Consider the following 24,084-nt stretch of genomic DNA (forward strand, 5'->3'; position numbering starts at 1 on the left):
GCTCACCTCCGGGGGAGCAGCAAAGAACGGTGCCATTCGAAAAGAGCGGGAAGGATGGATCGAAGAACGCGGAAGGCCGATATTCCACCGCGCACCGTGCCGATCCGGACGAGTTCATGTTCTGGAGCGTCCACGACCACCCGGACGGCCGCAACCGGGCGCCTGCCCGCGCGGACGGCGCCGAGGAGGGTGGCCGCCGACTCCATGTCGACCGCGATCGCGCCGGTCGCGAGCAGCGCGGACCGCTCGGTGCCGCGGACGACGTGGTCGGAGCCGGTCAGCGGGCCGGTGTGCACCGTGCGCCCGGGCAGCAGACGCACGAGTTCCTTGACGAGCAGTTCGGTGCCGACGCACGGGACGGTCCCGCGCGGGTCCCGGGTCTCCTCGGCGACCACCAGGTCACCGGGGTGCATCCCGGGGGCGAGTCCGGCGCAGAAGCCGGTGGCCAGCACGGCTGCGCCGGCGTGTGCCGGAGCGGCCAGCTGCCCGGTGACGGAGCGTTCCGCCGCACGGGGGCCCATGCCCGTCCGGACGAAGGTGACCGGCCCGTCCGCCCCGCTCCTGTCGCCGGTGCGCAGGGCGAGGTGCTCGATGCCGAGCGCGCAGGCGATCAGCAGCGGGGCGGGGGCGGGCCGGCTGCTCAAGTCAGCTCCCCTCGGCCTGTGCGGAGACCTTCCCGGGCAGGGCGAGCAGATTCCGCTCGAAGGGGTCCCCGTGCAGGTACCGGCCGAGCGCCGTGAGCGGGAACACCTGCCGGTAGAGGTGGTAGTTGATGGAGAAGTCCCAGGGGAAGCCGGTGCCCGTGAAGTACGGCTCGTCCCAGGTGCCGTCCTCCCGCTGGGTCGCGGACAGCCACTGGATGCCGCGCTCGACGGCCTTGGAGCCCTTCTCGCCCGCCGCGAGCAGCGCCATCAGCGCCCACGCGGTCTGCGAGGCGGTGGAGGCACCCCGGCCGCTCCATTCCCTGACGTCCTTGTAGGAGCGCAGGTCCTCGCCCCAGCCGCCGTCGTCGTTCTGGACGCTCTCCAGCCAGGCCACGGCCCGCCGGATCGCCGGGTGCGAGCCGGGCAGTCCGGCCGCGGTGAGTGCGGGGACGACCGAACCGGTGCCGTAGATGTAGTTGACGCCCCAGCGGCCGAACCACGAGCCGTCGGACTCCTGTTCGGCCAGCAGCCAGTCGATGCCGCGCCGGGTGCGCGGGTCGTGGGCCAGGCCCTCGGCGGCGAGCATCTCCACGACGTGCGCGGTGACATCCGCCGACGGCGGGTCGATGACCTCGCCGAAGTCGCAGAACGGCAGGCGGTTCGGGAACGGGCTGGTGTTGTCGACGTCGAACGCGCCCCAGGCACCGTTCTTCGACTGCATGCCGAGGTTCCAGCGCACGGCCCGCCCGATGGCCTTGTCGATGCGCTCGGGGTCGTGGTGCCGGACCCGGCGCAGCGCGAGGGCTACCTCGGCGGTGTCGTCGATGTCCGGGTAGTTGTCGTTGTGGAACTCGAACGCCCAGCCGCCGGGCGGTAGTTGGGGTCGCTTGACGGCCCAGTCGCCGGGCCGGACGATCTCCTCGCCGAGCATCCAGTCGGCCGCCTTGACCAGTTGCGGATGGTCGGCGGGGAGCCCCGCGTCGATGAGGGCGATGGTCGCGAGGCAGGTGTCCCACACCGGGGACTGGCAGGCCTCGATCATCCGGGCGCCGTCCTCGCGCCAGACGGCGAAACGGTCCAGCGAGGCGAGGCCCTCGCGCATCACCGGATGCTGGAGGTCGTAGCCGAGCAGGTACAGGGCGATGACCGAGTACACGGCCGGGGGCTGGATGCCGCCCCAGCAGCCGTCGTTCTCCTGCCGCTCGATGATCCAGCGGGCGGCGGAGTTCATCGCGGCCCGGCGGAGTCTGCGCGGGACGACCTTGCGCAGCTGGTGCAGCGCCTTGTCCAGGCGCTGGAAGGCACCGTCCCAACTGGCCACGGGTGCAAGGGGTCTGGGCGGGCTGGGACGGGCCGGGTCGGTGTGCAGCTCGTCCAGCGGGAAGGGCGCCGGGCGCACCGGGCGCTTGGCCGAGACGATGGTGAGCGGAACGATGGTCTGCCGGGCCCAGCATCCGAAGTCGTAGATGTTGAGCGGCATCCAGGACGGGAAGTAGATGAGTTCCGGCGGGAGTTCGGGCAGGTCCTCCCACTTCCACCAGCCGAACAAGGCCAGCCAGATCCGGGTGAAGACACGGGAGGCGGCGATGCCGCCGCGCTCGCGGATCCAGGCGGACGCCTTCGCCATGTGCGGGGCGTCGGGAGCGTCGCCGGCCAGGCGCAGGGCGACGTACGCCTCCACGGTGGTGGAGAGTTCACCGGGCCCGCCGTAGAAGGTGGCCCACGTGCCGTCCTCGCGCTGCTCGCCGCGGATGAACGTCGCCGCGGCCTGGGTCGTCACCTCGTCGCGGATGCCCAGGAACTGACGGAGCAGCAGGTCCTCGGCGTCCATGGTGACGTTGGTCTCGAGGTCGCCCTTCCACCAGCCCTCGTTGTCCTGCCGGGAGAGCAGGAAGTCGGTGGCGCGCCGTGCGGCGTGTGCGGCGGCTTCTTGTACCCCGGCCGCCTCGGGGGTGGTGAGTACGGTGTCGCTGGCCGCGGCAGCGCGGGACGGCAAGGTCGCCCCGGTGCTTCCGTCGGTCGTCGCTGTCATGGCTTCCCCTTCGTGCAGTCGTGCGAGTCGTGCTGCTGTGGGTCCGCCGTCGGCCGGTGTCCGCATCTCCTGCGGGCACCGGCCGGCGACTACGCGCGGCTTGTCGAGCCGATGGTGCTCATCTCTTGCGTACGACGACGAAGTCGGCGAGCGCCGTGAAGGACTCCCTGACCCGGTCGGGCATGGTGACGGCGTCGAGGGCCTCGACGGCGACGGTGTGCTGACGGCGCGCTTCCTCGGCCGTCCACTCGCGGCCGCCGGCTCGCTCGATGAGGGCGGCGCGGGCCGCGAACTCCTCCTCGGAGAAGGTCTCGAAGTCGCTGCTCTTGGCGTCGGCGGCGAGGATCTCGCCGAGTTGCCCGGAGGCGGGGCCGCCGGCCGCGAGCGCGGCCACCACCGGCAGGGACTTTTTGCGCTGGCGCAGGTCGCTCCAGGTCTGCTTGCCGGTGGCCTCCGGATCGCCCCAGATGCCGAGCAGGTCGTCCACGGCCTGGAAGGCGAGACCGAGGTGGTAGCCGTACCGTTCCAGCGCGTCGGCGGTGGTGTCGTCCGCGCCGCCGAGGACCGCGCCGATGGAGGAGGCGCAGGCGAGCAGCGCGCCGGTCTTGTTGCCTTCCATCTCCAGGCACTCCTCGACGCTGACCCGGTCGCGGTGCTCGTAGGAGATGTCCTGGGCCTGACCGTCGATCAGGGCGCGGGTGGCGGTGGTCAGACGGCGGGTGGCGCGGCCGGCCTCGACCGTGCCCAGCTCCAGCAGGACCTCGTTGGCGAGGGCGAACAGGGCGTCGCCGACCAGGATGGCCTGGGCGGGGCCGTGCACCTTCCAGACGGTGTCGCGGTGCCGGCGCTGCTCGTCGCCGTCCATCAGGTCGTCGTGCAGCAGCGAGAAGTTGTGCACGAGTTCGACGGCGACGGCTCCCGGGATGCCCACCTCCGGTGCGGTGCCGGTGACCTCGGCGGAGAGCACGGCGAGCGCGGGGCGGACAGCCTTGCCGCCGTCCCCGGCGGCGGGGTTGCCGGCGGCGTCGATCCAGCCGAAGTGGTAGGCGGCGACGGTGTCCATGGGAGGCGCCAGGCGGTCGACGGCCGCGCGCAGCACCGGTGTGGCCAGGGTCCGGCCGCGCTCCAGGAGCGCGGTCACGTCCGCCGCTGGCCTCCGAGCGGGCGTCGCGGCCGGGGGCACAGTGGGCACAGTCTCTCCTCTTGTTGCGGTACCGGGGGTGCGGGGGGCCGCCGCCTGCCGGTCGGGCATCACGCCGCCTCCTCGAACTCGAAGAGGTGGCGGGGGCGGGGCCGGCCCAGGGCGCCGAGCGCGGCGTCGGCCGCGCTCACTCCACTGCGGACCGCACTCTCCATGGTCGCGGGCCACCCGGTGGCGGTCCACGCTCCGGCCAGGTACAGGCCGGGGGCCTTGGTGCGGGCGCCGGGCCGCAGCCGCCCGACGCCGGGGGTTGGGGCGAACGTCGCCGTGCGCTCCCGGGTCACGAAGAAGTCCTTCACCACGGCGCCGCGCGTGCGCGGGATCAGCCGTTGCAACTCGGGCAGGTAGCGCTCGCGCAGGTCGGCGACCGGGGCGTCGATCTCGCTCTGTGCGGCGGACTGGGACAGCGCGAGGTACTGCCCCGAGCCCAGCCCGGAGGCGTCGGTGCGGTCGAAGACCCACTGCACCGGGGTGCCGAGGGCAGCGAAGAAGGGCCGGGCCAGAACCTTGCGGTCGTAGACGACGTGGACGTTGAGGATCGGCGCGGTCCCGATCTCCAGCAGCCGCCCGGGCGCGTCGAGGGCGCCGGGTGGCAGCAGTTCGTGGGCCTCGCGCTGGGGCACGGCGAGGACGACGGCGTCCGCGGTGAGCGTCTCGCCGGGAACCTGAACGCTCCAGTCCCCGTTTCCGTTGGTAGAGACGGAGGTGACGCGTGTACGGACCTCGGTACGGACGCCCGCGGAGTCGAGCGCCTTGCGGGCCAGCCGGTCGTGCAGTTCGCCCAGCGGGACGCGGGCCCAGCCGATGTCGGCCGCGCCCGGGTCGGACAGCAGACCGGTCTTGAACACCATCGCGGCGAGCCCCAGCGAGGCGTCGCCCGCGACCGCGTTCAGGGTGGCGACCCCCACCAGATCCCACAGGGCCTCGACGGCCCGCGCCGACTGGCCGTGAGCGGCCAGCCAGCTGCCGAAGTCCTGGGTGTCCAGGGCGGGATCGGCTAGGTCGAGCCCCTTCAGCGCGAGAGCGGCGCGTCCGACGGCTGCGCGTTCGGCGAGCGAGAGGTGCGGATAGGCGGCCAGGCTGCGTCCCAGGTGAAGGGGGACGGGCAGCGGGTCGCGCCGCAGTCTGCCGAGCCGCCGGCCCTCGGGCTTGGCGACGTCGACGACGGGCACGTCCAGGCGGTCCTGCAGCGGTGCCAGTGCCGTGCCCTGGATCCGGTCGAGGAACCAGCGGTAGGCGGTGCAGCAGCGCAGGTACACGTGCTGGCCGTTGTCGACGGTCAGTCCGCCGCGCTGGAAGGAGAAGGCGAGGCCGCCCAGCCTGGGCCTGCCTTCGAGCAGGGTGACGCGGACGCCCGCGTCGGCGAGGGCGAGCGCCGCGGTGATCCCGGCGAGACCGCCGCCGATCACGACCGCGCTGCGGCCCGCCGTGCGCGCGGTTTCGGCGTCGGCCTGTGCGGGGCGTGAGCTGTCGCTCATCGTGCGTCCTTCCCTGCGTCCCGGACGTGCTGGTTGAACGGTGCACGCCCGGCCGTCGCAGTCAGGGACGCCACGCCGCAGCGGAGGGTTGCCTGCCGCATGCGGTCCGGTCCGGTGAGCTCCATCAGGCGCGCCTCCTGACGGAGCGCCTGGAGACGTGGCGGGTCACATGCCGGGTGTCGAGGCCGGACAGGCCGCGCACGGCGACGTAGGCCTTCTCGTGTCCGGGCAGCGAGACCCGGCCGCGCAGCACGGCCTCCGGGTCGCGCTCGATGCGGTCCAGCAGCCGGCGGTAGATGCCGGCCATCGCGGCCACGCAGGCGCCGCTGCGCCGGTCGAGCATGGGTAGCAGCCGGTAGCCCTCGGCGAACAGGGCCCGGGCGCGCCGCACTTCGAAGTGGACGAGGCCCGCGAAGTCGGAACCGTCCGGCGGGGTCGGCCCGTGGAACCCGGCCGAGCAGCCGAACTTGGCCAGGTCGTCGGCGGGCAGATAGGTACGGCCGCCCGCCGCGTCCTCGCGGACGTCGCGGAGGATGTTGGTGAGCTGCAGCGCGAGGCCCAGGGTGTCGGCGTACTCGGGTGCGCGTTCGGCGCCGCGCGCCCCCGGCTCGGTGCCGAACACGCCGAGCGAGAGGCGGCCGATGGCCCCGGCGACACACCGGCAGTAGACCTTCAGGTCGTCCCAGGTCTCGTAGGTCTCCCCGCGCACGTCCATCTGGACGCCGTCGATCAGCTCGTCCAGGCCGCCGAGCGGGACCGGGAAGGCCCGCGCGGCATGCGTGAGGGCGACGGCCACCGGGTCGGTGTCGTCCTCCTCGACCTCGTCCTCGCGGATCCGGGCCAGCAGTGCCCGGGTGTCCTCGAGGCGCGCCAGCTTGGTCTCCCCGGGAAGGTCGCCGTCGCCGATGTCGTCCACGCGCCGGGAAAACGCGTACAGCGCCGACATGGCGCGGCGCTTGGCCGTCGGCAGCAACCGGATGCCGTAGGCGAAGTTACGGGCCTGCTGCCCGGTGACGGCCTCGCAGTAGCTGTAGGCGGCGAGTACCGGCGCGGACACGTGCGGCGCAGACTCCACGGTCCGGATCACCCCTCTCCTCGCAGGATCACGCCCGCCTCGCGCAGCAACTGAACCTTGCCGGGCTTGGGCGGGCCGGGAAGTACGTCGTATTCGGCGGCGGCGATCGCCCCGATCGCCGCCCTTCCCCCCGCCACGAACCCTGCGAGCAGCAGCCTCAGCCTGCCGTGGACGCTACCCACCAGGGGGGCGCCTTCATTCAGCAGATCGCGGGCGCGTTGCGCTTCGTATGCAACCAGGGCGCGCACCGATGCGCCTGTGGTTTTTGCGGCGAGGTCCGTTTCCTGGACGTGAAAGCGCTTCATGTCCTCCGCGGGCAGGTAGATCCGGTCACGGCCGAGGTCCTCGGCGACGTCCTGGAGGTGTTCCACGATCTGCAGGGCGGTGCAGATCGCGTCGGACAGCCGGATCCGCTCGGGAGTGGAGGTTCCGGTGACGCCGAGGACGAGGCGGCCGACGGGATTGGCGGACAGTTCGCAGTAGGCGAGGAGGTCGTCGTAGGTCTCGTACCGGGATACGAGCTGGTCCTGGCGGTTGGCGGCGATCAGCCCGAGGAACGGCTCGGGAGTGAGGGCGCAGCGGCGGACGGTGGGCTGCAGGCGGCGCAGCAGCGGATGGCGCGGGGTGCCGTCGAAGACGCGGCGCAGGTCGGCCTCGAAGGCGTCGAGGAGCCCCAGCCGGTCCTCGGCCCCGGCCGGCGACACGCCGAGCACGCGGGCGTCGGCACCGCCGGGGGCGAGGTCTCCGTCACCGATGTCGTCCACCAGTCGGGCGAAACCGTAGACGGCCATGAGGTCGTCGCGCCACGCCCGGGGCAGAAAGAAGGGAGCCACGGGGAAGTTCTCGGTCGCGGCCTTGTCCAGTGTGGCGCGTTCCAGGTCCGGCGGCGCGGCGACGGCCGTCATCGGGCGCTGCCCGGAGGGGGGACGGCACATGCTGCGCTGAGCTGGGGAGTTTCCGTAGCCATTGCCGTCACATCTCCCGTTCTACACTGCCGACCCAATACACACTATTTCGGACACGCCGCCCGGCCGCGCGCCGGGCCGCCCCGGCGGAGGGTGTCGCGCATTATCGCCCCACTTGCCGGTTTCTGGCACCGGTACAGCTTACGTTGTACAACGCAGCAACGACCGTCGGGGTGTCCTGCACATCACAACAACACACCGATTGGCTCCAAGATTCCTGCTGCCAGCCGGAGTTGACGTTTCCTTTGCAGACGCAGGGCCCCGCCGGACGCTCTCCGGCGGGGCCCTGGCCGAAACGGGTCACTTCCCCGTGAACTTCTCGTACTCCTTGAGGACCTCGTCCGTCGGACCGTCCATGCGCAGTTCACCGCGCTCCAGCCACAGCACGCGGTTGCAGGTGTCGCGGATGGACTTGTTGTTGTGACTGACCAGAAACACCGTGCCGGCCTCCTTGCGCAGTTCCCGGATGCGCTCCTCCGAGCGCTTCTGGAACTTGCGGTCACCGGTGGCAAGGGCCTCGTCGATCATGAGGACGTCGTGGTCCTTGGCGGCGGCGATGGAGAACCGCAGCCGGGCCGCCATGCCGGAGGAGTACGTGCGCATCGGCAGGGTGATGAAGTCGCCCTTCTCGTTGATCCCGGAGAAGTCGACGATGTCCTGATAGCGCTCCCTGACCTGTTCCCGGGACATGCCCATGGCGAGGCCGCCCAGGATGACGTTGCGCTCCCCCGTGAGGTCGTTCATCAGGGCCGCGTTGACGCCCAGCAGGGACGGCTGGCCGTCGGTGTAGACCTTGCCCCGCTCGGCGGGCAGCAGGCCCGCGATGGCGCGCAGCAAGGTGGACTTGCCGGAGCCGTTGGATCCGATCAGACCGATGGCCTCACCGCGGTAGGCGACGAAGGACACCCCGCGCACGGCGTGCACCTTGCGCACACCCCGCGCCGAGTCGTCGGAGCCGCGCTTCAGGATCCGGCTCAGGGCGGCCGTCGCGCTGCCCTTGCCGGTCTTGGCGCCGTTGACGCGGTAGACGATGTGCAGTTCGTCCGCGATGACCGTCGGGCGTGGGTCCTGCATGCTCTGCTCGGCGTTCTGCTCAGCCACGGCCGTACCGCTCCTCAGCCTTCCAGAAGTACACGAAGCCCCCGGCGAAGACGGCCACGGCCCAGAACAGGGCGATGGCCCACACGTGCGGCGGCAGGTTCGAGGCACCGTAGCCGTCGATGAGCGCGAACCGCATCAGGTCCATGTAGACCGCGGCCGGGTTGACCTGGAGCACCCGGACGATCCACTCGGGCCGGCCCTCGAGCATCTTGTTGATCGAGAACATGACGCCGGAGGTGTACATCCAGGTGCGCAGGAGGAAGGGCATCAGCTGCGCGAGGTCCGGCGTCTTGGCGCCCATGCGGGCCACGATCAGCGCGAGCCCGGTGTTGAACAGGAACTGCAGCACCAGCACGGGCACGATCAGCAGCCAGGACAGACCCGGGTAGCTGCCGAAGCCGATCGCCACGACGAACAGCACGATCATCGAGAACAGCAGCTGCTGGAGCTGCTGCAGCGAGAAGGAGACCGGCAGGGAGGCGCGCGGGAAGTGCAGGGCGCGCACCAGGCCGAGGTTGCCGGAGATCGCGCGGACGCCCGACATGATCGAGCTCTGCGTGAAGGTGAAAACGAACACGCCGGTCACCAGGAAGGGGATGTACACGTCCTGGGACATGCCACGGCTCGCATGCAGGATCAGCCCGAAGATGAAGAAGTACACGGCCGCGTTCAGCAGTGGCGTGGCCACCTGCCAGAGCTGGCCGAGCTTGGCCTGGCTGTACTGCGCCGTCAGCTTCGCCTGCGAGAAGGCGAGGATGAAGTGACGGCGTCCCCACAGCTGACGGACGTAGTCCACGAGCGAGGGCCGGGCGCCGCTCACGGAGAGCCCGTACTTGGCGGCCAGCTCGGCCGCCGTCAGTCCCGCGTCGGGCGACGGCGCCGCGGTCACCGCGACCGTGCCGTCGTGCGTGGTCTCACTCACAGGGGAAACTTTCGTCCTCGGGTTCGTCTGCTGCACGCCGTCCGACCGGCGAACATGTGTTCCTGGGCTGTTCGACAGTAACGACTCTCAGGGTCGAGCTTGTCAGATCACCGGGGGGCGGCCCAGTCGGGTGAGTCGCCACACCGTACGCCAGCGCATCGGGCGACGGGGACCGCACGGTGTGGTCCAGCCTTCCCGGAAACCGCCGAACCAGGCCTTCAGGGCCGGCCGCGAGGGGCGCCTGAGCAGGGTCAGCAGCAGCCAGACCCCGAGGTAGACGGGGACCAGGAGGGCGGGGAGGTTGCGGCGGGCCAGCCAGACGCGGTTGCGGGCGACCATGCGGTGATAGACGGCGTGCCGCGAGGGCGCGGTCGTCGGGTGGTACAGCACCATGTCGGACCGGTAGTCGATCATCCAGCCGGCGTCGAGGGCCCGCCAGGCCAGGTCCGTCTCCTCGTGCGCGTAGAAGAACTCGTCCGGGAGCCCGCCGACCTCGGCGAGGACCCGGGTGCGGACGGCGTTGGCGCCGCCCAGGAAGGTGGTGACCCGGGAGGAGCGCATCGGGTCGGAGGCGCGCAGCCGCGGCACGTGCCGGCGCTGGGTCTCACCGGTGTCCGGGTCGGCGATGCGGAAGCTGATGATGCCCAGCTCGGGGTCGGCGGCGAAGGCCTGGCGGCACAGCTCGGCGGTGTCATGCCGGGCGAGCAGCCCGTCGTCGTCCAGGAAGAGCAATATGTCGACATCGCGGCCACCGGGCCCGAAGGCCTCTATGCCGACGTTGCGCCCGCCCGGGATGCCCAGGTTCTCGGGCAGTTCTATGGTCCGCACGCCCTCGGGCACGTCCGGGACGGGCGAGCCGTTGCCGACGACGACCACCTCGACGGGATCGCCGTCCTGCTTGGAGACCGAGTCGAGCAGAGCCCGCAGTTCCTCGGGCCGGTTGCCCATGGTGATGATGACGGCGCCGACCTTCATGGCACTCACTTCAGCCTGCTGGAGGCGAGGATGGACACCAGGTGCAGCAGCGTCTGGAGCAGGGCGATGCCGGCGAGGACGGCCGTACCGAGGCGGGTGAAGAACAGGTCACCGCGGGCCTGGTCCACGATCGCGAGGACCAGGATCAGCAGCGCGGCCTCGATGCCGAGGATCAGCCGGTGGAACTTCAGCGCCGAGGCGGCCCGGCGGGCCAGCGCCATGCCGGAGGAGCGCGGCTCGGAGGCGGCCTCCTGCACGGGCGGCTTGCCCGCCTGGTGGCGGGCGACGCCGACCAGGTCGGTCTCGGCCTTGATCAGGATGGCGCCGAGCGCGGCCAGAGTGCCGAGGAAGGCCCACAGCCAGTCGATACGGCCGCTGCCCCACAGGTCGGCGGCGCGCAGCCCGAGACCGACCAGGACGGCCGCGTCGGTGAGGTAGGCGCCGACGCGGTCGAGGTAGACCCCGCCGAGCGAGTACTGCTTCTTCCAGCGGGCGATCTCGCCGTCGACGCAGTCCAGCAGCAGGTACAGCTGGGTGGCGACGACACCGAGGACGGCGCCCGCGATCCCCGGCACCAGCAGGGCCGGGGCCGCGAGCACACCGCAGACGGTCATCAGGTACGTGAGCTGGTTGGGCGTGACCCGGGTGTTCACCAGGTAGCGGTCGACGCGCAGGGACACCTCGCGCATGTAGAGGCGTCCCGCCCAGTGCTCACCGCTGCGCCGGTCCTTCACCCCCGCGGGGTGGACGACCGGACGGAGTTCAGCTACCGATGGCCTTGACATAGTCGGCGTAGATGTCCTTGATCTGGTTCGTCTTGAGGTCGAGGTGTTCGAGGATCGTGTAGCGGCCGGGCCGGGTCTCGGGGGCGAACTCCACCGCGCGGACGAACTCGTCCACCGTGAAACCGATCTCCTCCGGCAGCACCGGCAGCCCGTGCCGGCGCAGCACCTCGGCCATGTGTGCCGACTCCTCGTGCGCGCCGCGCAGGTACATGGCGAAGGCGGCGCCGAGGCCGCACTGCTCGCCGTGGCTGGCGGCGCGCTTGGGGTACAGCAGGTCGAAGGCGTGGTTGATCTCGTGGCAGGAGCCCGAGGCGGGCCGGGAGTCACCCGAGATCGACATGGAGACGCCGGTGAGGACCAGCGCCTCGGCGAGCACCTGCAGGAACTCGTTGTCCCCGATGCCGCCGGGGTGCCTCAGCACCGCCTCGCCCGCCTGGCGCGCCATGGCGGCGGCGAGACCGTCGACCTTCTCGCCGTTGACGCGGTGGGACAGCTCCCAGTCCGCGACCGAGTTGATGTTGGAGACGGCGTCACCGATGCCCGAGCGCACGAAGCGCGCCGGTGCCTCACGGATCACGTCCAGGTCGATGACGACCGCGATGGGGTTCGGCACGCCGTAGGAGCCGCGGCCGGCGTCGTTGTCGAGGGTGGCGACCGGCGAGCACAGGCCGTCGTGCGCGAGGTTCGTCGGCACGGCGACCAGCGGCAGGCCCACCCGGGCCGCCGCGAACTTCGCGCAGTCGATGATCTTCCCGCCGCCGAGGCCCACGACCGCGTCGTAACGGCCGGCCTTTATGTCGCCCGCCAGCCGGACCGCGTCGTCGATGGTGCCCCCGTCGACCTCGTACCAGCTCGCGCCCGGCAGGGTCGGGGCGATCCGCTCGCGCAGCCGGGCGCCGGAGCCGCCGCTGACGGCGATGGCGAGCCGGCCGGACTGCGAGATGCGCTCGTCGGCGAGGACGCAGGCCAGGTCGTCCAGGGCACCCGGGCGGATGTCCACGACGACCGGCGAGGGGATGAGCCTCGTCAGTACTGGCACGCGATCTCCCGTCCGCGGGCGAGATCGTCGTGGTTGTCGATCTCCACCCACTTGACGTCGCCGATCGGCGCCACGTCGATCCTGAAGCCCCGGTTCACCAGTTCCTGGTAGCCGTGCTCGTAGAACTGCTGCGGGTCCGTCTCCCAGACCGTCTTCAGCGCGTCCGCCAGCTCGGGCGCGGCGTCGCCCTCGATCAGGGTGACGCCGATGTACTCGCCGGTGGCCTCGGCCGGGTCCATCAGCTTGGTGATCTTCGTCATGCCCTTCCCGGGGTCGACGACGACCTTCATCTCCTCGTCGGCCAGGTTCTTCACCGTGTCCAGCGCGAGGATGATCTTCTTGCCCTCCCCGCGGGCGGCGAGCAGCGTCTTCTCGACGGAGACCGGGTGCACGGTGTCGCCGTTGGCGAGGATCACACCGTCCTTGAGGGCGTCACGGCCGCACCACAGGGAGTAGGCGTTGTTCCACTCCTCGGCCTTGTCGTTGTCGATGAGGGTGAGCTTCAGGCCGTACTTCGCCTCCAGAGCGGCCTTGCGCTCGTACACGGCCTCCTTGCGGTAGCCGACGATGATCGCGACCTCGGTCAGGCCGATCTCGGCGAAGTTGCCGAGGGTCAGGTCCAGGACCGTGATGCTGTCCTCTATGCCCGCGGGACCCACCGGCACCAGAGCCTTGGGGAGGCTGTCGGTGTAGGGGCGCAGACGCCGTCCGGCGCCGGCCGCCAGCACGAGGCCGATCATGCGGGTTCTCCTTCATCGTGTACGGCGGGCGCACCCCTCAGATGAGAGGTCACCCAGAAGCGGATGCTCTCGACGAGCACCAGCAGGGCCACGGCCACGGCCAGGACCGTGAGTGCGACCGTGAACTGCGAGGCGGTGAGCACCACGGCCAGGACGGTGACGAGCAGCGCCCGTCCCTCGTGCCCCCCGATGGCGCGTACCAGCCAGGCCGGCGGCGCTCCGGCGCCGCCGCGGATGCGGTAGACCGTGTCGTAGTGATGGTAGGCGACGGCGGCCACCAGGCCGAAAGCAGCTGGAAGAGCCCCGTTCACCGCCGCTTTGCTCGCGAGGGCGAGGACGGTGCCGTACTCGGCGGCCCGGAAGAGGGGCGGAACCAGCCAGTCGAGGGCGCCCTTGAGGGGGCGGGCGGCGGTGCCGGCGAGAGCGGAGAAGGCGACGTAGAAGACGGCGCCCAGGACCGGCACCCAGCTGCCGAAGGGGGCGAAGCACGCGGTGAGCAGGACCGCGGCGGTGCCCATCAGTGCCGAGACCAGCGGGGTGCGCAGGGGAATCGCGACACGGCTCAGCGCCTGGGCGAGCGGGCCGTTGTCCGCCAGGTCCGCCAGTGCTCCGGCCGCGCGGTCGGTCCGCCGCGCCTTGCGGGTCAGCGAGCGCAGCACCCGGCCGGCCGTGGTGTACGTCGCGGCGAAGGCGCAGCCGACGAGCAGGACGTAGAACGTGATCCGCGGGGTCGTGGCGGCCGTGAGGACAGCGATCAGTGCCCAGCGTTCGCCGATCGGGAGCACGATCATGCGGCGCACCCAGACGGTCCAGCCGACGCTGTCGAGCTTGTCGGAGAGGGCGGCCGTGGGACTGGTGTTGGCCGTGGCGTCGTGGTTGGCCTCGTTGAAGGAGAAGTCGACCACGTGCCGGCAGGTCTGCAGGATCATCGCGCCGAGCGCGAGGGCCCACACGTCGTCGCCGCCGCGGGCGGCGCCGAGGGCGAGGCCGGCGTAGTAGGCGTACTCCTTGGCCCGGTCGAAGGTGGCGTCGAGCCAGGCGCCGAGGGTGGAGTACTTCAGGGCGTAGCGGGCGAGCTGGCCGTCGGTGCAGTCGAGCACGAAGGAGGCGATCAGCAGCACACCGGCGGCGACGAAGCCGCCGCGGGTACCGGTCGCCGCGCAGCCGGCCGCTATGAGCGCGGTGAGCAGCGAGGCCGTGGTGACCTGGTTCGGGGTCAGGCCGCGGCGGGCGCACCAGCGGGCGATGTAGCGCGAGTACGGGCTGATGAAGAAGGTGGTGAAGAAGCCGTCCCGGGCCTTCACGGCCGACTTCAGGCGTACGGCCTCGTCGTCCACGGAGGCGACGCCCTGCCGGGCCTCGTTGCGGGCCTGCGGGTCGGCCGGCACGGCTGCGACCAGGCTGCCCAGCTCGGGCCGGTGCACCGCGGCGCCGTCGGTGCCGAGGGCGGTGGCGACCCGGTCGGCGAGGCTGTCCACGGCGAGCGCGGGGGCGCCGCCGGTGGCCGCCGGGGCCGCCGTACCGTCGTCCGTGGAGGTCTCGCGCGCCATGGCCCGGGTGAGCTGCTGCCGGGCGGCCGGCTGGGCCGTCACGGCACCGGGAACGGCGGCGAGCGGGAAGCGCGGGTCGGTCAGGCCGAGGCGCAGGGCGTGCAGGTGGCCGACGAAGCGGGAGTCGACCAGGGCCACCCGGTGGCCGGCCGGGACGGCCGCGAGCCGGGCCTCGGTCTCGGCGGCGTCGGCGGCCGTGCACACGTCGAAGCCGAGGGACCGCAGATCGTTCTCCAGTGACGATCCGGGGACCGGCTGACCGGTGACGATGGCGGTCGGCAACCGAACTCACTCCCTGGGTGCCGGCGCACGGCGCGCCGGTCTGCTGCGTGGTGGGGGCGCCCCTGCCTGCGGCACCCGGGCGGCATGTCGGCAGAGGCTATCGGATGTGCGGGAGCCGGTGTTCACCGGCCGTTCACGACCCGGCCCCCCGGGGGCTGCCCCGGCCTTTGCCGCGATCATCATCGGTGATGCGGGGCCCGGCCCACAAACCGTGGGGGCGGACCCGGGCATCCGGGACAGCGGGCACCTCGGCATAGGGTGTTCGACCATGACGTGGCTGATCACCGGCGGGGCCGGATACATCGGGGCACATGTGGCACACGCCATGGCGGGCGCCGGCGAGAGCGTCGTCGCACTGGACGACCTGTCGGCCGCCGTGCCCGCGCGCCTGCCGGCCGAGGTCCCGCTGGTCCGGGGTTCGACGCTGGACGGGGCGGTGCTGAAGCGGGTGTTCGCGGAGTACGGCGTCACCGGCGTCGTCCACCTGGCCGCGCGCAAGCAGGTCGCCGAGTCGGTGGCCCAGCCCACCCGCTACTACCGGGAGAACGTGGGCGGCCTCGCCACGCTGCTGGACGCGGTCGCCGAGGCGGGCATCGGCCGCCTGGTGTTCTCCTCGTCGGCGGCGGTGTACGGCAACCCGGACGTGGAACTGATCACCGAGGACACCCCGTGCGCGCCGGTGAACCCGTACGGCGAGACCAAGCTCGCCGGGGAGTGGCTGGTGCGGGCGGCCGGCCGGGCACACGGGATCTCCACGGTCTGTCTGCGGTATTTCAACGTGGCGGGTGCCGCGGCGCCGGAGCTGGCGGACACGGGGGTGTTCAACATCGTGCCGATGGTCTTCGACCGGCTCACCCGTGACGAGGCCCCGCGGATCTTCGGCGACGACTACCCGACGCCGGACGGCACCTGCATCCGCGACTACATCCATGTCGCCGATCTCGCCGAGGCGCACCTGGCGGCGGCCCGGCGGCTCACCGCCGGGGACCTCACCGGCGATCTGACGCTGAACATCGGCCGCGGCGAGGGCGTCTCGGTGCGCGAGCTGATCACGGTGATCGGCGAGGTCACCGGGGACCGCCGGGCGCCCTCGGTGGAGGGCCGGCGCCCCGGGGACGCACCGCGCGCGGTGGCCTCGGCCGAGCGGGCCGCCGAGGCGCTGGGCTGGCGGGCCCGGCGCGAGGTGCGGGAGATGGTCGAGTCGGCCTGGCAGGGCTGGCGGCTGCACCGCGGCGCCTGAGGCCGGCACCGCCCTGACCTGCGGATCGTTTCCGCAGGTCAGGGCACATGACAACGGTGTTCAGTGCCGCGTTGCCCGATACCCCCCGCCCGTAGTTGACTGGCCTTTTGGCAGGCAGATGAAAGGGCGGCGCACATGGGGGCTGGGCACGACCACGGGCACGCGCACTCCCACGCGCCGGCCCCGGGTACGGCCACGGGGGCGTACCGGGGGCGGCTGCGGATCGCGCTGGGCATCACGCTCACGATCATGGTGGTCGAGATCGTCGGTGGTCTGGTCGCGGACTCGCTGGCGCTGATCGCGGACGCGGCGCACATGGCGACCGACGCCGTGGGCCTCGGCATGGCCCTGCTGGCGATCCACTTCGCGAACCGCCCGGCGAGCACGAACCGCACCTTCGGCTACGCCCGCGCCGAGATCCTCGCCGCGCTGGCCAACTGTCTGCTGCTGCTCGGTGTCGGCGGATACGTCCTGTACGAGGCGGTGCAGCGGTTCGTCGAGCCCGCGGAGACCCGGGGCGGCCTGATGATCGTGTTCGGTGCGATCGGCCTGGTCGCGAACTCCGTGTCCCTCGTTCTGCTGATGCGCGGGCAGAAGGAGAGCCTGAACGTGCGCGGCGCCTTCCTCGAGGTGGCCGCGGACGCGCTCGGCTCGGTGGCGGTGCTGATCTCGGCGGCCGTGATCCTGGCCACGGGCTGGCAGCCGGCGGACCCCGTCGCCTCGCTGGTCATCGGCCTGATGATCGTGCCGCGCACGCTGAAGCTGCTGCGCGAGACGCTGGACGTGCTGCTGGAGGCGGCCCCCAAGGGCGTCGACATGGCGGAGGTCCGGGATCACATCCTGGCGCTGGACGGCGTGGAGGACGTGCACGACCTGCACGCCTGGACGATCACCTCGGGCATGCCGGTGCTGTCGGCGCACGTGGTGGTCAGCTCCGAGGTGCTGAACGCCATCGGCAACGAGAAGATGCTGCACGAGCTGCAGGGCTGCCTGGGCGACCACTTCGACGTGGAGCACTGCACCTTCCAGCTGGAGCCGGGCGGGCACGCCGAGCACGAGGCACGGCTGTGCCACTGACCGACCCTCCGCACTGTCGTTCGGCGCACCTCCGGACGGTTCCCGGAGGCGAGCGCCGGGCACGATGATCCACCGGGTCCGGCTTCCGGTTCCGTGCGGTGCGCGAACATGCGGACGTGCACGGAAGTGCCGGGAGTGCCGGATTCGTACGGCAGACTTGGGGTGCGAAGACCGAGGCGAAGGATGGGTATGCCGATCACACCTGCCACCGCGACGCACAGCTCGTCGAAGGGCACCGCAGAGGCGATTTTGCTGGAACTGGTCGACGAGAAGGGTGTCACGATCGGTACGGCGGAGAAGCTCGCCGCCCACCAGCCGCCGGGACAGTTGCACCGGGCGTTCTCGGTTTTCCTCTTCGACGAGCACGGCCGCCTGCTGCTGCAGCAGCGGGCGCTCGGCAAGTACCACTCCCCCGGCGTGTGGTCCAACACCTGCTGCGGCCACCCCTACCCCGGCGAGGCGCCGTTCGCGGCCGCCGCCCGGCGCACCTACGAGGAACTGGGCGTGTCGCCGTCGCTGCTCGCGGAGGCCGGCACGGTCCGTTACAACCACCCTGACCCCGGTTCGGGCCTGGTCGAGCAGGAGTACAACCACCTGTTCGTCGGTCTGGTGCAGGCGCCGCTCGCGGCGGACCCGGAGGAGGTCGGCTCGACCGCCTTCGTCACGGCGGCCGAGCTGGCGGAGCGGCATGCCCGGGACCCGTTCTCGGCCTGGTTCATGACCGTGCTGGACGCGGCCCGCCCGGCGATCAGGGAGCTGACGGGCCCGTCCGCCGGCTGGTAGGGCTAGGGAAGTACGGCGGGCTTGAGCGGCAGGGCGGCCCAGATCACCTTGCCGCCGCTCGATGTGTGCTCCACGTCGACCACCCCGCCCGCCTCCCGGGCCACCTCGCGGACCAGGAGGAGTCCCCGGCCGCCCGTGCGGCCGTGGTCGGCCTCCAGGGCGGTCGGGCGGTAGGGGTGGTTGTCCTCCACGGACACCCGCACCCACTCGGCTCCGACGGCCACCTCGACGGCCAGCGTCGGCGACAGCAGCGCCGCGTGCCGGACGGCGTTGGTGACCAGCTCGGAGACGATCAGCAGCAGCCCGTGCACCAGGTCGTCGGAGGCCGGTACGCCCTGGCGCAGCAGCAGGTCCCGCACCGCGTGGCGGGCCTGCGGGACCGAGGCGTCCACCGCGGATGCGGTGAAGCGCCAGACGCCCTCGTAGGGCAGTGGATCCGGCGGCCGGTCGCCGCCCCCCGCTGGGCGCGGGCCGTCCCCGCGCCCGTGGTTGTCCATCGTCCGGTCGCCACCCTCGCGCTCGATTGTCACCACACGTCGAGTGTTGGTAACGAGGCGCGCCAGTCCGGATGCCTGACCAGAAGTCGACGGGTATCGGTCGGTTTCTGACCGACTGCGCATGACCTGGCCACGGGTGGGACTGTTCCTGTTGCCCGGGCGCCGGTTCGCGAACTAGTCGGGTTGTACGGGTTCGGCATGCCGTTCCCCGCGTGTCCCGGGGCGACGACGACGGCGTGCCTCGCGGCGGGAGGCACCGGCCGGCCCGGCGGACCCGGTCGATAGCATCGCCGCATGGAGCCCCAGCTGTCGCATGAGGTCGTCGACTCCGTCGCCACCGTGGTCATCCGCCATCCGGCCCGGCGCAACGCCATGACGGCGGCGATGTGGCGTGCCCTGCCGCCCCTGCTGGACCGGTTCGCGGCCGACCCGGAGGTACGGGCGCTGGTGCTGACCGGCGAGGGCGGGACGTTCTGCGCCGGCGCGGACATCACCTCGCTGCGGGAGACGCCCGAGGGGCCGCAGGCCCTCGCGGTGGCGGCCGAGGAGGCGCTGGCCGCGTTCCCCAAGCCGACCGTCGCCGCCGTGCACGGGCACTGTGTGGGCGGCGGCGCGCAGCTGGCGGTGGCCTGCGATCTGCGGCTCGCGGAGGAGGGTTCGCTGTTCGGGGTGACACCGGCGCGGCTCGGCCTCGTCTACCCGGCCTCCTCGACCCGGCTGCTGGCGTCGCTCGTGGGGCCCTCCACCGCCAAGTACCTGCTGTTCACCGCCGAACTGATCGACGCCGGACGCGCGCTGCGCACCGGGCTCGTGGACGAGGTGCTGCCCCAGGGCCGGCTGGAGGCACGTGTCGCCGAGCTGACCCGGGTGCTGGTGTCCCGCTCGCAGCTCACCCAGGCCGCCGCGAAGGAGTACGTGAACGGCAGGGTGGACCGGGACGCCCACTGGGCCGAGCGGGCCCGCGGCCACGACGAGGCCGCGGAGGGCATCGCCGCGTTCCTGGAGCGCCGTCAGCCACGCTTCACCTGGAGCGTTTCTACCTCAGGATGAGGTGGCTCGCCGCACGCCACTTCTCGACCAGGTGCGCCGGCGCCTTCTCCGGGGACCCGGCGTCGTACGGCGGTTGCGGGTCGTACTCGGTCAACAGCTGGACGGACTGGGCGTGTTCGTCGCCGGCGATGGTGCCGAGCAGGGTGAGGCCCATGTCGATGCCGGACGACACGCCCGCCGCGGTGACGTACTTGCCGTCCATGACCACCCGTTCCCCCGTCGGTTCGGCCCCGAAGCGGCGCAGCTGGTCCAGGGCCAGCCAGTGCGAGGCGGCCCGGCGGCCCCGCAGCAGTCCGGCGGCGGCCAGCAGCAGCGAGCCCGTGCACACCGAGGTGGTCCAGGTGCTGGTGGCGTCGGCCGTGCGCAGCCAGTCCAGCAGGGCCGGGTTCTCCATCTGCGGCGTCTGGTCGGGGCCGCCGGGCACGATCACGATGTCCGGGGACGGCACGTCGGCGAGGCAGCGGTCGGCGGTGAGCGCCAGATTCCCGGTGTCGGTGCGGACGGGTCCGGTGCGCTCGGCGACGAACACCGTCTCGGAGTCGGGGAGCCGGCCGAGGGTCTCGTAGGGGCCGACGGCGTCGAGGGCGGTGAAGCGGTCGTAGAGGACGATGGCGATCTGCATGAGGTTCCTTGTCTCTCGGGGTCTCTCGGGACCGGGGTCTTTCGGGATCTCTCGGGGTCCCTGGAGGTCTTTGGTTCTGGGGGTCTGGGGGTCTGCGGGTCCGGGTACGGGTGTGGTTTCTCGGAATTCCTCGGGGGTGACGGTCGGTCAGGTGACGGGGGCCGGGCGGAAGCGGCGCCGGTACTCGGCCGGGGAGACGCCCAGGGTGCGCAGGAAGGCGCGGCGCATGGCCTCCGGCGTGCCGTAGCCGCTGGCACGGGCGATCCGCTCGATGCCGTCGCTGGTGTCCTCCAGCAGGCGGCGCGCATGTTCGAGGCGGACCTGGTCGACGTACCGGCCGGGTGTCGTTCCCGTCTCGGCCTGGAAGGCACGGGCGAAGTGGCGTGGTGAGAGGGCGGCGCGAGCGGCCAGCGCCTCCACGCCGAGGTCGCCGTCCGGATGCTCGGTGATCCACTGCTGGACCTCGCGGAGCGGCTCGCGCCGGGCCGTCTGGGCGCTGAGCTGGGCGCTGAACTGGGCCTGGTTGCCCGGCCGGCGCAGGAACACCACCAGGTGGCGGGCGACGGTCAGCGCCGCCTCCCGGCCCAGATCCTCCTCGACCAGTGCCAGTGCGAGGTCGATGCCCGCGGTGACCCCGGCCGAGGTGACCACGTTCCCGTCCCGGACGAAGATCGGGTCGGGATCGACCCGGACGGCGGGATGCTTCCGGGCGAGATGGTCGCAGTACGCCCAGTGCGTCGTGACCCGCCGGCCGTCCAGGAGTCCGGCCCGCGCCAGCGGTACGGCGCCGGTGCAGACGGAGACCAGGCGCCGCGCCCGCGGACCGTGCCCGCGCAGCCACTCCACCAGCCGCGGGTCCGGGTCGCGGGTGCCCTCCCCGCCGGGCACCAGCAGGGTGTGCGGATCGGCGGCGTCCGCCAGGGAACCGTCCGGTACGAGGGTCAGCCCGCTGGAGGAGCGCACCGGTCCGCCGTCCAGGGAGGCCGTGCGGATGCGGTACGAGCCCGGGGTGTGCGTCTCCGCTCCGGCGAAGACCTCCAGGGGGCCGGTGAGGTCGAGGCTCTGGACACCGTCGAAGAGCACGAAGAGGAGCGTTCGCTGCGCCATGACCTCGATTCTTGGCGGCCGCGGGAACGGCCGCAACGACTCCTTTCCCACCTTTTCTGCCATCAGGGGGTTCCCCGGCGCCCCGCGGAGGTACCCGGACCCCGCCCGGTCACCGGGACCGGGCGGAACGACCATGCGCAAAGGAGAGGTTCTCGTGTTCCGTGCCATTGCAGACGTACTGCGGCAGGTGGGCGGGGCTGCCGCCACGGTGGTCACGCTGCCGTTCCGGGCGGCCGCCCGGCTGTTCGGCGGAGCGTCGTCCACCACGCGCGGCAGCCGGGCCTGACAACGGGCCCGGCGGCCCGCCGCGTGCCGCCCTGATCCCCGGTTGTCGGCGTCACCTGCCACAATTGCCGCGCAACCCCAGTGGAGAAGGCGGTACGGCGTGACGACACCCGGGTCCCTGGCAGCAGGGTCCATCGAAGGCAGGATCGCCGAGGAGCTCGGCGTACGGGAGCGGCAGGTGAAGGCCGCGGTGGAACTGCTCGACGGCGGTTCGACGGTGCCCTTCATCGCCCGCTACCGCAAGGAAGCGACCGAGATGCTCGACGACGCGCAGCTGCGCACGCTCGAGGAGCGGCTGCGCTATCTGCGGGAGCTGGAGGAGCGGCGGACCGCGATCCTGGAGTCGGTCCGGGAGCAGGGCAAGCTCACCGAGGAGCTCGAGGCCCGCATTCGCGGCGCCGAGACCAAGGCGCGGCTGGAGGACATCTACCTCCCCTTCAAGCGCAAGCGGCGCACCAAGGCGCAGATCGCCCGTGAGGCGGGCCTGGAGCCGCTCGCGGAGGGGCTGCTGGGCGACCCGTCGGTCGAGCCGGCGGCCGCGGCCGCCGCGTTCGTGGACGCCGACAAGGGCGTCGCCGATCCGCAGGCCGCACTGGAAGGCGCGCGAGCCATCCTCACCGAGCGGTTCTCCGAGGACGCCGACCTGATCGGCGAACTGCGCGAGCGCATGTGGGTCCGCGGGCGGCTGGCCGCCAGGGTGCGCGAAGGCAAGGAGGAGGCGGGCGCCAAGTTCGCCGACTACTTCGACTTCGCCGAGCCGTTCACGGAGCTGCCCTCGCACCGGATCCTGGCGATGCTGCGCGGCGAGAAGGAGGAGGTGCTGGACCTCGTCCTGGAGCCGGAGGAGCCCACGGACGGGCCGTCCTCGTACGAGGGGATCGTCGCCGCGAAGTTCGGGATCGCCGACAGGGGCCGCCCGGCCGACAAGTGGCTGAAGGACACGGTCCGCTGGGCCTGGCGCACCCGGATCCTGGTCCACCTCGGCATCGACCTGCGGCTGCGGCTGCGTACGGCGGCCGAGGACGAGGCGGTGAACGTGTTCGCCGCGAACCTGCGCGACCTGCTGCTGGCCGCCCCCGCCGGCACCCGCGCGACGCTCGGCCTGGACCCCGGTTTCCGTACGGGCGTGAAGGTCGCCGTGGTCGACGCGACCGGCAAGGTCGTCGCCACGGACGTCGTCCACCCGCACGTCCCGGCCAACAAGTGGGACGAGGCGATCGCCAAGCTGGCGCAGCTGGCCAGGGAGCACGCGGTCGAACTGGTCGCCATCGGCAACGGCACGGCGTCCCGGGAGACCGACAAGCTCGCCGGTGAACTCATCGCCCGGCACCCCGATCTGAAGCTCACCAAGGTGATGGTGTCCGAGGCCGGCGCGTCCGTGTACTCGGCGTCGCAGTACGCCTCGCAGGAGCTGCCGGACATGGACGTGTCACTGCGCGGAGCGGTCTCCATCGCCCGCCGGCTGCAGGACCCGCTGGCCGAGCTGGTGAAGATCGACCCGAAGTCGATCGGTGTCGGGCAGTACCAGCACGACCTGTCCGAGGTGAAGCTGTCCCGCTCGCTGGACGCGGTCGTGGAGGACTGTGTGAACGGCGTCGGCGTGGACGTCAACACCGCGTCCGTGCCGCTGCTTTCGCGGGTGTCGGGCGTTTCCGCCGGGCTCGCCGAGAACATCGTCGCGCACCGGGACGCGAACGGGCCGTTCACGTCGCGCGCCGAGCTGAAGAAGGTGGCGCGGCTCGGCCCGAAGGCGTACGAGCAGTGCGCGGGCTTCCTGCGCATCCGGGACGGTGTGGACCCGCTGGACGCTTCCAGCGTGCACCCCGAGGCGTATCCGGTGGTCCGCCGCATGGTGAAGACCGCGGGCCAGGAGGTGGCCTCCCTCGTCGGCAACACGGGTGTGCTGCGCTCGCTGCGGCCCGCCGACTTCGTGGACGACACGTTCGGTCTGCCGACCGTGACGGACATCCTGAAGGAGCTGGAGAAGCCGGGCCGCGACCCGCGACCCGCCTTCAAGACGGCCACCTTCAAGGAGGGCGTGGAGAAGATCTCCGACCTGTCCGCCGGGATGATCCTGGAGGGCGTGGTGACGAACGTGGCCGCGTTCGGCGCGTTCGTGGACATCGGCGTCCACCAGGACGGCCTGGTGCACGTGTCGGCCATGTCGAAGACGTTCGTCAAGGACCCGCGCGATGTGGTCAAGCCCGGTGACATCGTCAAGGTGAAGGTCCTGGACGTGGACATCCCGCGCAAGCGCATCGGGCTGACCCTGCGTCTCGACGACGAGGCGGCACCCCAGGGGCAGGGCGGCGGCCGGCAGCAGCGCGGCGGCGGCGCCCGCCCGCCCCAGCAGCGGCAGGGCGGCGGCCAGGGCCGGCGCGAGGGCCGCGGCGGCGACCGGGGCGGCGACCGGGGCGCGCGCCAGGCGCCGGCACCGGGGAACAGCGCGATGGCGGACGCCCTGCGTAGGGCCGGACTGCTCGACCCGAAGAAGCGCTGACGGCCGTGGGGCCGGTCCGGGCAAGCCACCTCGCCCGGACCGGCCCGGACCGGCCTCTCGCCCGGACCGGCCTCGCCTCCCGCCCGGGTCGGCCCCACCTCCCCGTGGGCAGGACGGCCGCAACACGGCACCGT

23 protein-coding genes are annotated in these 24,084 nt (G+C 72.0%); 6 read left to right on the forward strand and 17 right to left on the reverse strand.

Features of this window, described 5'->3' with window-relative positions:
* Positions 1–2: 2 nt before the first annotated feature.
* The 14 genes from ACZ4SF_RS11115 to ACZ4SF_RS11180 form a co-directional block, all read right to left on the reverse strand.
* Positions 3–644 (reverse strand): phosphorylase family protein, encoded by a 642-nt coding sequence (locus ACZ4SF_RS11115; protein WP_468381361.1) that lies wholly within the window; start codon positions 642–644, stop codon positions 3–5.
* 1 nt (position 645) lies between these two features.
* Entirely contained in the window at positions 646–2,676 is a 2,031-nt protein-coding gene (gene shc / locus ACZ4SF_RS11120) for a squalene--hopene cyclase (protein ID WP_468381365.1), read from the reverse strand.
* A 118-nt stretch (positions 2,677–2,794) separates the two neighbouring features.
* Complete coding sequence (locus ACZ4SF_RS11125) at positions 2,795–3,928, reverse strand: polyprenyl synthetase family protein (protein ID WP_468381368.1); 1,134 nt, start codon at positions 3,926–3,928, stop codon at positions 2,795–2,797.
* Positions 3,928–5,355, reverse strand: coding sequence for a hydroxysqualene dehydroxylase HpnE (gene hpnE, locus ACZ4SF_RS11130; RefSeq protein ID WP_468381370.1), 1,428 nt, complete (start codon positions 5,353–5,355; stop codon positions 3,928–3,930). The genes ACZ4SF_RS11125 and hpnE overlap by 1 nt, the downstream gene beginning before the upstream one ends.
* The gene (locus tag ACZ4SF_RS11135; RefSeq protein WP_468381373.1) at positions 5,352–5,480 is read right to left on the reverse strand and encodes a DUF6380 family protein; all 129 of its coding nucleotides are present in this window, start codon (positions 5,478–5,480) and stop codon (positions 5,352–5,354) included. Before ACZ4SF_RS11135 ends, hpnE begins: the two co-directional genes overlap by 4 nt.
* Positions 5,480–6,442, reverse strand: a complete 963-nt coding sequence (gene hpnD, locus ACZ4SF_RS11140) for a presqualene diphosphate synthase HpnD (protein ID WP_468381376.1) — start codon at positions 6,440–6,442, stop codon at positions 5,480–5,482. The genes ACZ4SF_RS11135 and hpnD overlap by 1 nt, the downstream gene beginning before the upstream one ends.
* Positions 6,439–7,335, reverse strand: coding sequence for a squalene synthase HpnC (gene hpnC, locus ACZ4SF_RS11145; RefSeq protein WP_468381379.1), 897 nt, complete (start codon positions 7,333–7,335; stop codon positions 6,439–6,441). The genes hpnD and hpnC overlap by 4 nt, the downstream gene beginning before the upstream one ends.
* A gap of 360 nt (positions 7,336–7,695) precedes the next feature.
* Entirely contained in the window at positions 7,696–8,469 is a 774-nt protein-coding gene (locus ACZ4SF_RS11150) for an ABC transporter ATP-binding protein (RefSeq protein ID WP_468382484.1), read from the reverse strand.
* Positions 8,470–8,488: 19 nt separating this feature from the next.
* A complete protein-coding gene (locus ACZ4SF_RS11155) occupies positions 8,489–9,418 on the reverse strand; it encodes an ABC transporter permease (RefSeq protein ID WP_468381383.1) in 930 nt (309 codons plus the stop codon).
* 102 nt (positions 9,419–9,520) lie between these two features.
* On the reverse strand, positions 9,521–10,393 hold the full coding sequence (locus ACZ4SF_RS11160; protein ID WP_468382487.1) for a glycosyltransferase family 2 protein: 873 nt from the start codon (positions 10,391–10,393) through the stop codon (positions 9,521–9,523).
* Between the two features lie 5 nt (positions 10,394–10,398).
* Positions 10,399–11,178, reverse strand: coding sequence for a CDP-alcohol phosphatidyltransferase family protein (locus ACZ4SF_RS11165; protein WP_468381386.1), 780 nt, complete (start codon positions 11,176–11,178; stop codon positions 10,399–10,401).
* Positions 11,156–12,217, reverse strand: coding sequence for an iron-containing alcohol dehydrogenase family protein (locus ACZ4SF_RS11170; RefSeq protein WP_468381388.1), 1,062 nt, complete (start codon positions 12,215–12,217; stop codon positions 11,156–11,158). Before ACZ4SF_RS11170 ends, ACZ4SF_RS11165 begins: the two co-directional genes overlap by 23 nt.
* Positions 12,205–12,957, reverse strand: a complete 753-nt coding sequence (locus ACZ4SF_RS11175; protein WP_468381392.1) for a phosphocholine cytidylyltransferase family protein — start codon at positions 12,955–12,957, stop codon at positions 12,205–12,207. The genes ACZ4SF_RS11170 and ACZ4SF_RS11175 overlap by 13 nt, the downstream gene beginning before the upstream one ends.
* Positions 12,954–14,789, reverse strand: a complete 1,836-nt coding sequence (locus ACZ4SF_RS11180; protein WP_468381395.1) for a DUF5941 domain-containing protein — start codon at positions 14,787–14,789, stop codon at positions 12,954–12,956. Before ACZ4SF_RS11180 ends, ACZ4SF_RS11175 begins: the two co-directional genes overlap by 4 nt.
* A gap of 268 nt (positions 14,790–15,057) precedes the next feature.
* On the opposite strand from ACZ4SF_RS11180, the gene galE reads away from it, so the two are divergent.
* From galE to idi, 3 genes are all read left to right on the forward strand, one after another.
* A complete protein-coding gene (galE, locus tag ACZ4SF_RS11185; protein ID WP_468381399.1) occupies positions 15,058–16,029 on the forward strand; it encodes a UDP-glucose 4-epimerase GalE in 972 nt (323 codons plus the stop codon).
* 135 nt (positions 16,030–16,164) lie between these two features.
* Complete coding sequence (locus ACZ4SF_RS11190; protein WP_468381401.1) at positions 16,165–17,106, forward strand: cation diffusion facilitator family transporter; 942 nt, start codon at positions 16,165–16,167, stop codon at positions 17,104–17,106.
* A 189-nt stretch (positions 17,107–17,295) separates the two neighbouring features.
* Positions 17,296–17,889 carry an isopentenyl-diphosphate Delta-isomerase gene (gene idi, locus ACZ4SF_RS11195; protein ID WP_468381404.1) on the forward strand — a complete coding sequence of 198 codons (594 nt, stop codon included), beginning with the start codon at positions 17,296–17,298 and terminating at the stop codon, positions 17,887–17,889.
* Positions 17,890–17,891: 2 nt separating this feature from the next.
* Here the strand turns inward: idi and ACZ4SF_RS11200 are convergent, their stop codons facing one another.
* Positions 17,892–18,386 (reverse strand): ATP-binding protein, encoded by a 495-nt coding sequence (locus ACZ4SF_RS11200; protein ID WP_468382490.1) that lies wholly within the window; start codon positions 18,384–18,386, stop codon positions 17,892–17,894.
* A 294-nt stretch (positions 18,387–18,680) separates the two neighbouring features.
* Between ACZ4SF_RS11200 and ACZ4SF_RS11205 the strand changes: the two genes are divergently transcribed.
* The gene (locus ACZ4SF_RS11205) at positions 18,681–19,436 is read left to right on the forward strand and encodes an enoyl-CoA hydratase/isomerase family protein (protein WP_468381406.1); all 756 of its coding nucleotides are present in this window, start codon (positions 18,681–18,683) and stop codon (positions 19,434–19,436) included.
* Here ACZ4SF_RS11205 and ACZ4SF_RS11210 read toward each other — a convergent pair.
* Both ACZ4SF_RS11210 and ACZ4SF_RS11215 read right to left on the reverse strand, forming a co-directional pair.
* Positions 19,423–20,058: a DJ-1/PfpI family protein gene (locus ACZ4SF_RS11210; protein WP_468381408.1), complete on the reverse strand. Its 636-nt coding sequence runs from the start codon at positions 20,056–20,058 to the stop codon at positions 19,423–19,425. The genes ACZ4SF_RS11205 and ACZ4SF_RS11210 overlap by 14 nt on opposite strands.
* A 147-nt stretch (positions 20,059–20,205) precedes the next feature.
* Complete coding sequence (locus ACZ4SF_RS11215) at positions 20,206–21,165, reverse strand: GlxA family transcriptional regulator (RefSeq protein WP_468381411.1); 960 nt, start codon at positions 21,163–21,165, stop codon at positions 20,206–20,208.
* Between the two features lie 154 nt (positions 21,166–21,319).
* Here ACZ4SF_RS11215 and ACZ4SF_RS11220 point away from each other — a divergent pair, with 154 nt between their 5' ends.
* Complete coding sequence (locus ACZ4SF_RS11220) at positions 21,320–21,451, forward strand: LPFR motif small protein (protein WP_307788318.1); 132 nt, start codon at positions 21,320–21,322, stop codon at positions 21,449–21,451.
* 99 nt (positions 21,452–21,550) lie between these two features.
* Entirely contained in the window at positions 21,551–23,950 is a 2,400-nt protein-coding gene (locus ACZ4SF_RS11225) for a Tex family protein (protein WP_468381414.1), read from the forward strand.
* Positions 23,951–24,084 lie beyond the last annotated feature (134 nt).

It is taken from the genome of Streptomyces sp. NPDC027663, assembly GCF_055566415.1.

What these genes read in the sequence shown, in the direction of transcription:
- shc (WP_468381365.1), bottom strand. Translation starts at nt 2,676, where the DNA reads ATGACAGCGACGACCGACGGAAGCACCGGGGCGACCTTGCCGTCCCGC.
- ACZ4SF_RS11125 (WP_468381368.1), bottom strand. Translation starts at nt 3,928, where the DNA reads ATGCCCGACCGGCAGGCGGCGGCCCCCCGCACCCCCGGTACCGCAACA.
- hpnE (WP_468381370.1), bottom strand. Translation starts at nt 5,355, where the DNA reads ATGAGCGACAGCTCACGCCCCGCACAGGCCGACGCCGAAACCGCGCGC.
- ACZ4SF_RS11135 (WP_468381373.1), bottom strand. Translation starts at nt 5,480, where the DNA reads ATGGAGCTCACCGGACCGGACCGCATGCGGCAGGCAACCCTCCGCTGC.
- hpnC (WP_468381379.1), bottom strand. Translation starts at nt 7,335, where the DNA reads ATGACGGCCGTCGCCGCGCCGCCGGACCTGGAACGCGCCACACTGGAC.
- ACZ4SF_RS11150 (WP_468382484.1), bottom strand. Translation starts at nt 8,469, where the DNA reads ATGCAGGACCCACGCCCGACGGTCATCGCGGACGAACTGCACATCGTC.
- ACZ4SF_RS11160 (WP_468382487.1), bottom strand. Translation starts at nt 10,393, where the DNA reads ATGAAGGTCGGCGCCGTCATCATCACCATGGGCAACCGGCCCGAGGAA.
- ACZ4SF_RS11165 (WP_468381386.1), bottom strand. Translation starts at nt 11,178, where the DNA reads ATGTCAAGGCCATCGGTAGCTGAACTCCGTCCGGTCGTCCACCCCGCG.
- ACZ4SF_RS11175 (WP_468381392.1), bottom strand. Translation starts at nt 12,957, where the DNA reads ATGATCGGCCTCGTGCTGGCGGCCGGCGCCGGACGGCGTCTGCGCCCC.
- galE (WP_468381399.1), top strand. Translation starts at nt 15,058, where the DNA reads ATGACGTGGCTGATCACCGGCGGGGCCGGATACATCGGGGCACATGTG.
- ACZ4SF_RS11190 (WP_468381401.1), top strand. Translation starts at nt 16,165, where the DNA reads ATGGGGGCTGGGCACGACCACGGGCACGCGCACTCCCACGCGCCGGCC.
- idi (WP_468381404.1), top strand. Translation starts at nt 17,296, where the DNA reads ATGCCGATCACACCTGCCACCGCGACGCACAGCTCGTCGAAGGGCACC.
- ACZ4SF_RS11200 (WP_468382490.1), bottom strand. Translation starts at nt 18,386, where the DNA reads ATGGACAACCACGGGCGCGGGGACGGCCCGCGCCCAGCGGGGGGCGGC.
- ACZ4SF_RS11205 (WP_468381406.1), top strand. Translation starts at nt 18,681, where the DNA reads ATGGAGCCCCAGCTGTCGCATGAGGTCGTCGACTCCGTCGCCACCGTG.
- ACZ4SF_RS11210 (WP_468381408.1), bottom strand. Translation starts at nt 20,058, where the DNA reads ATGCAGATCGCCATCGTCCTCTACGACCGCTTCACCGCCCTCGACGCC.
- ACZ4SF_RS11215 (WP_468381411.1), bottom strand. Translation starts at nt 21,165, where the DNA reads ATGGCGCAGCGAACGCTCCTCTTCGTGCTCTTCGACGGTGTCCAGAGC.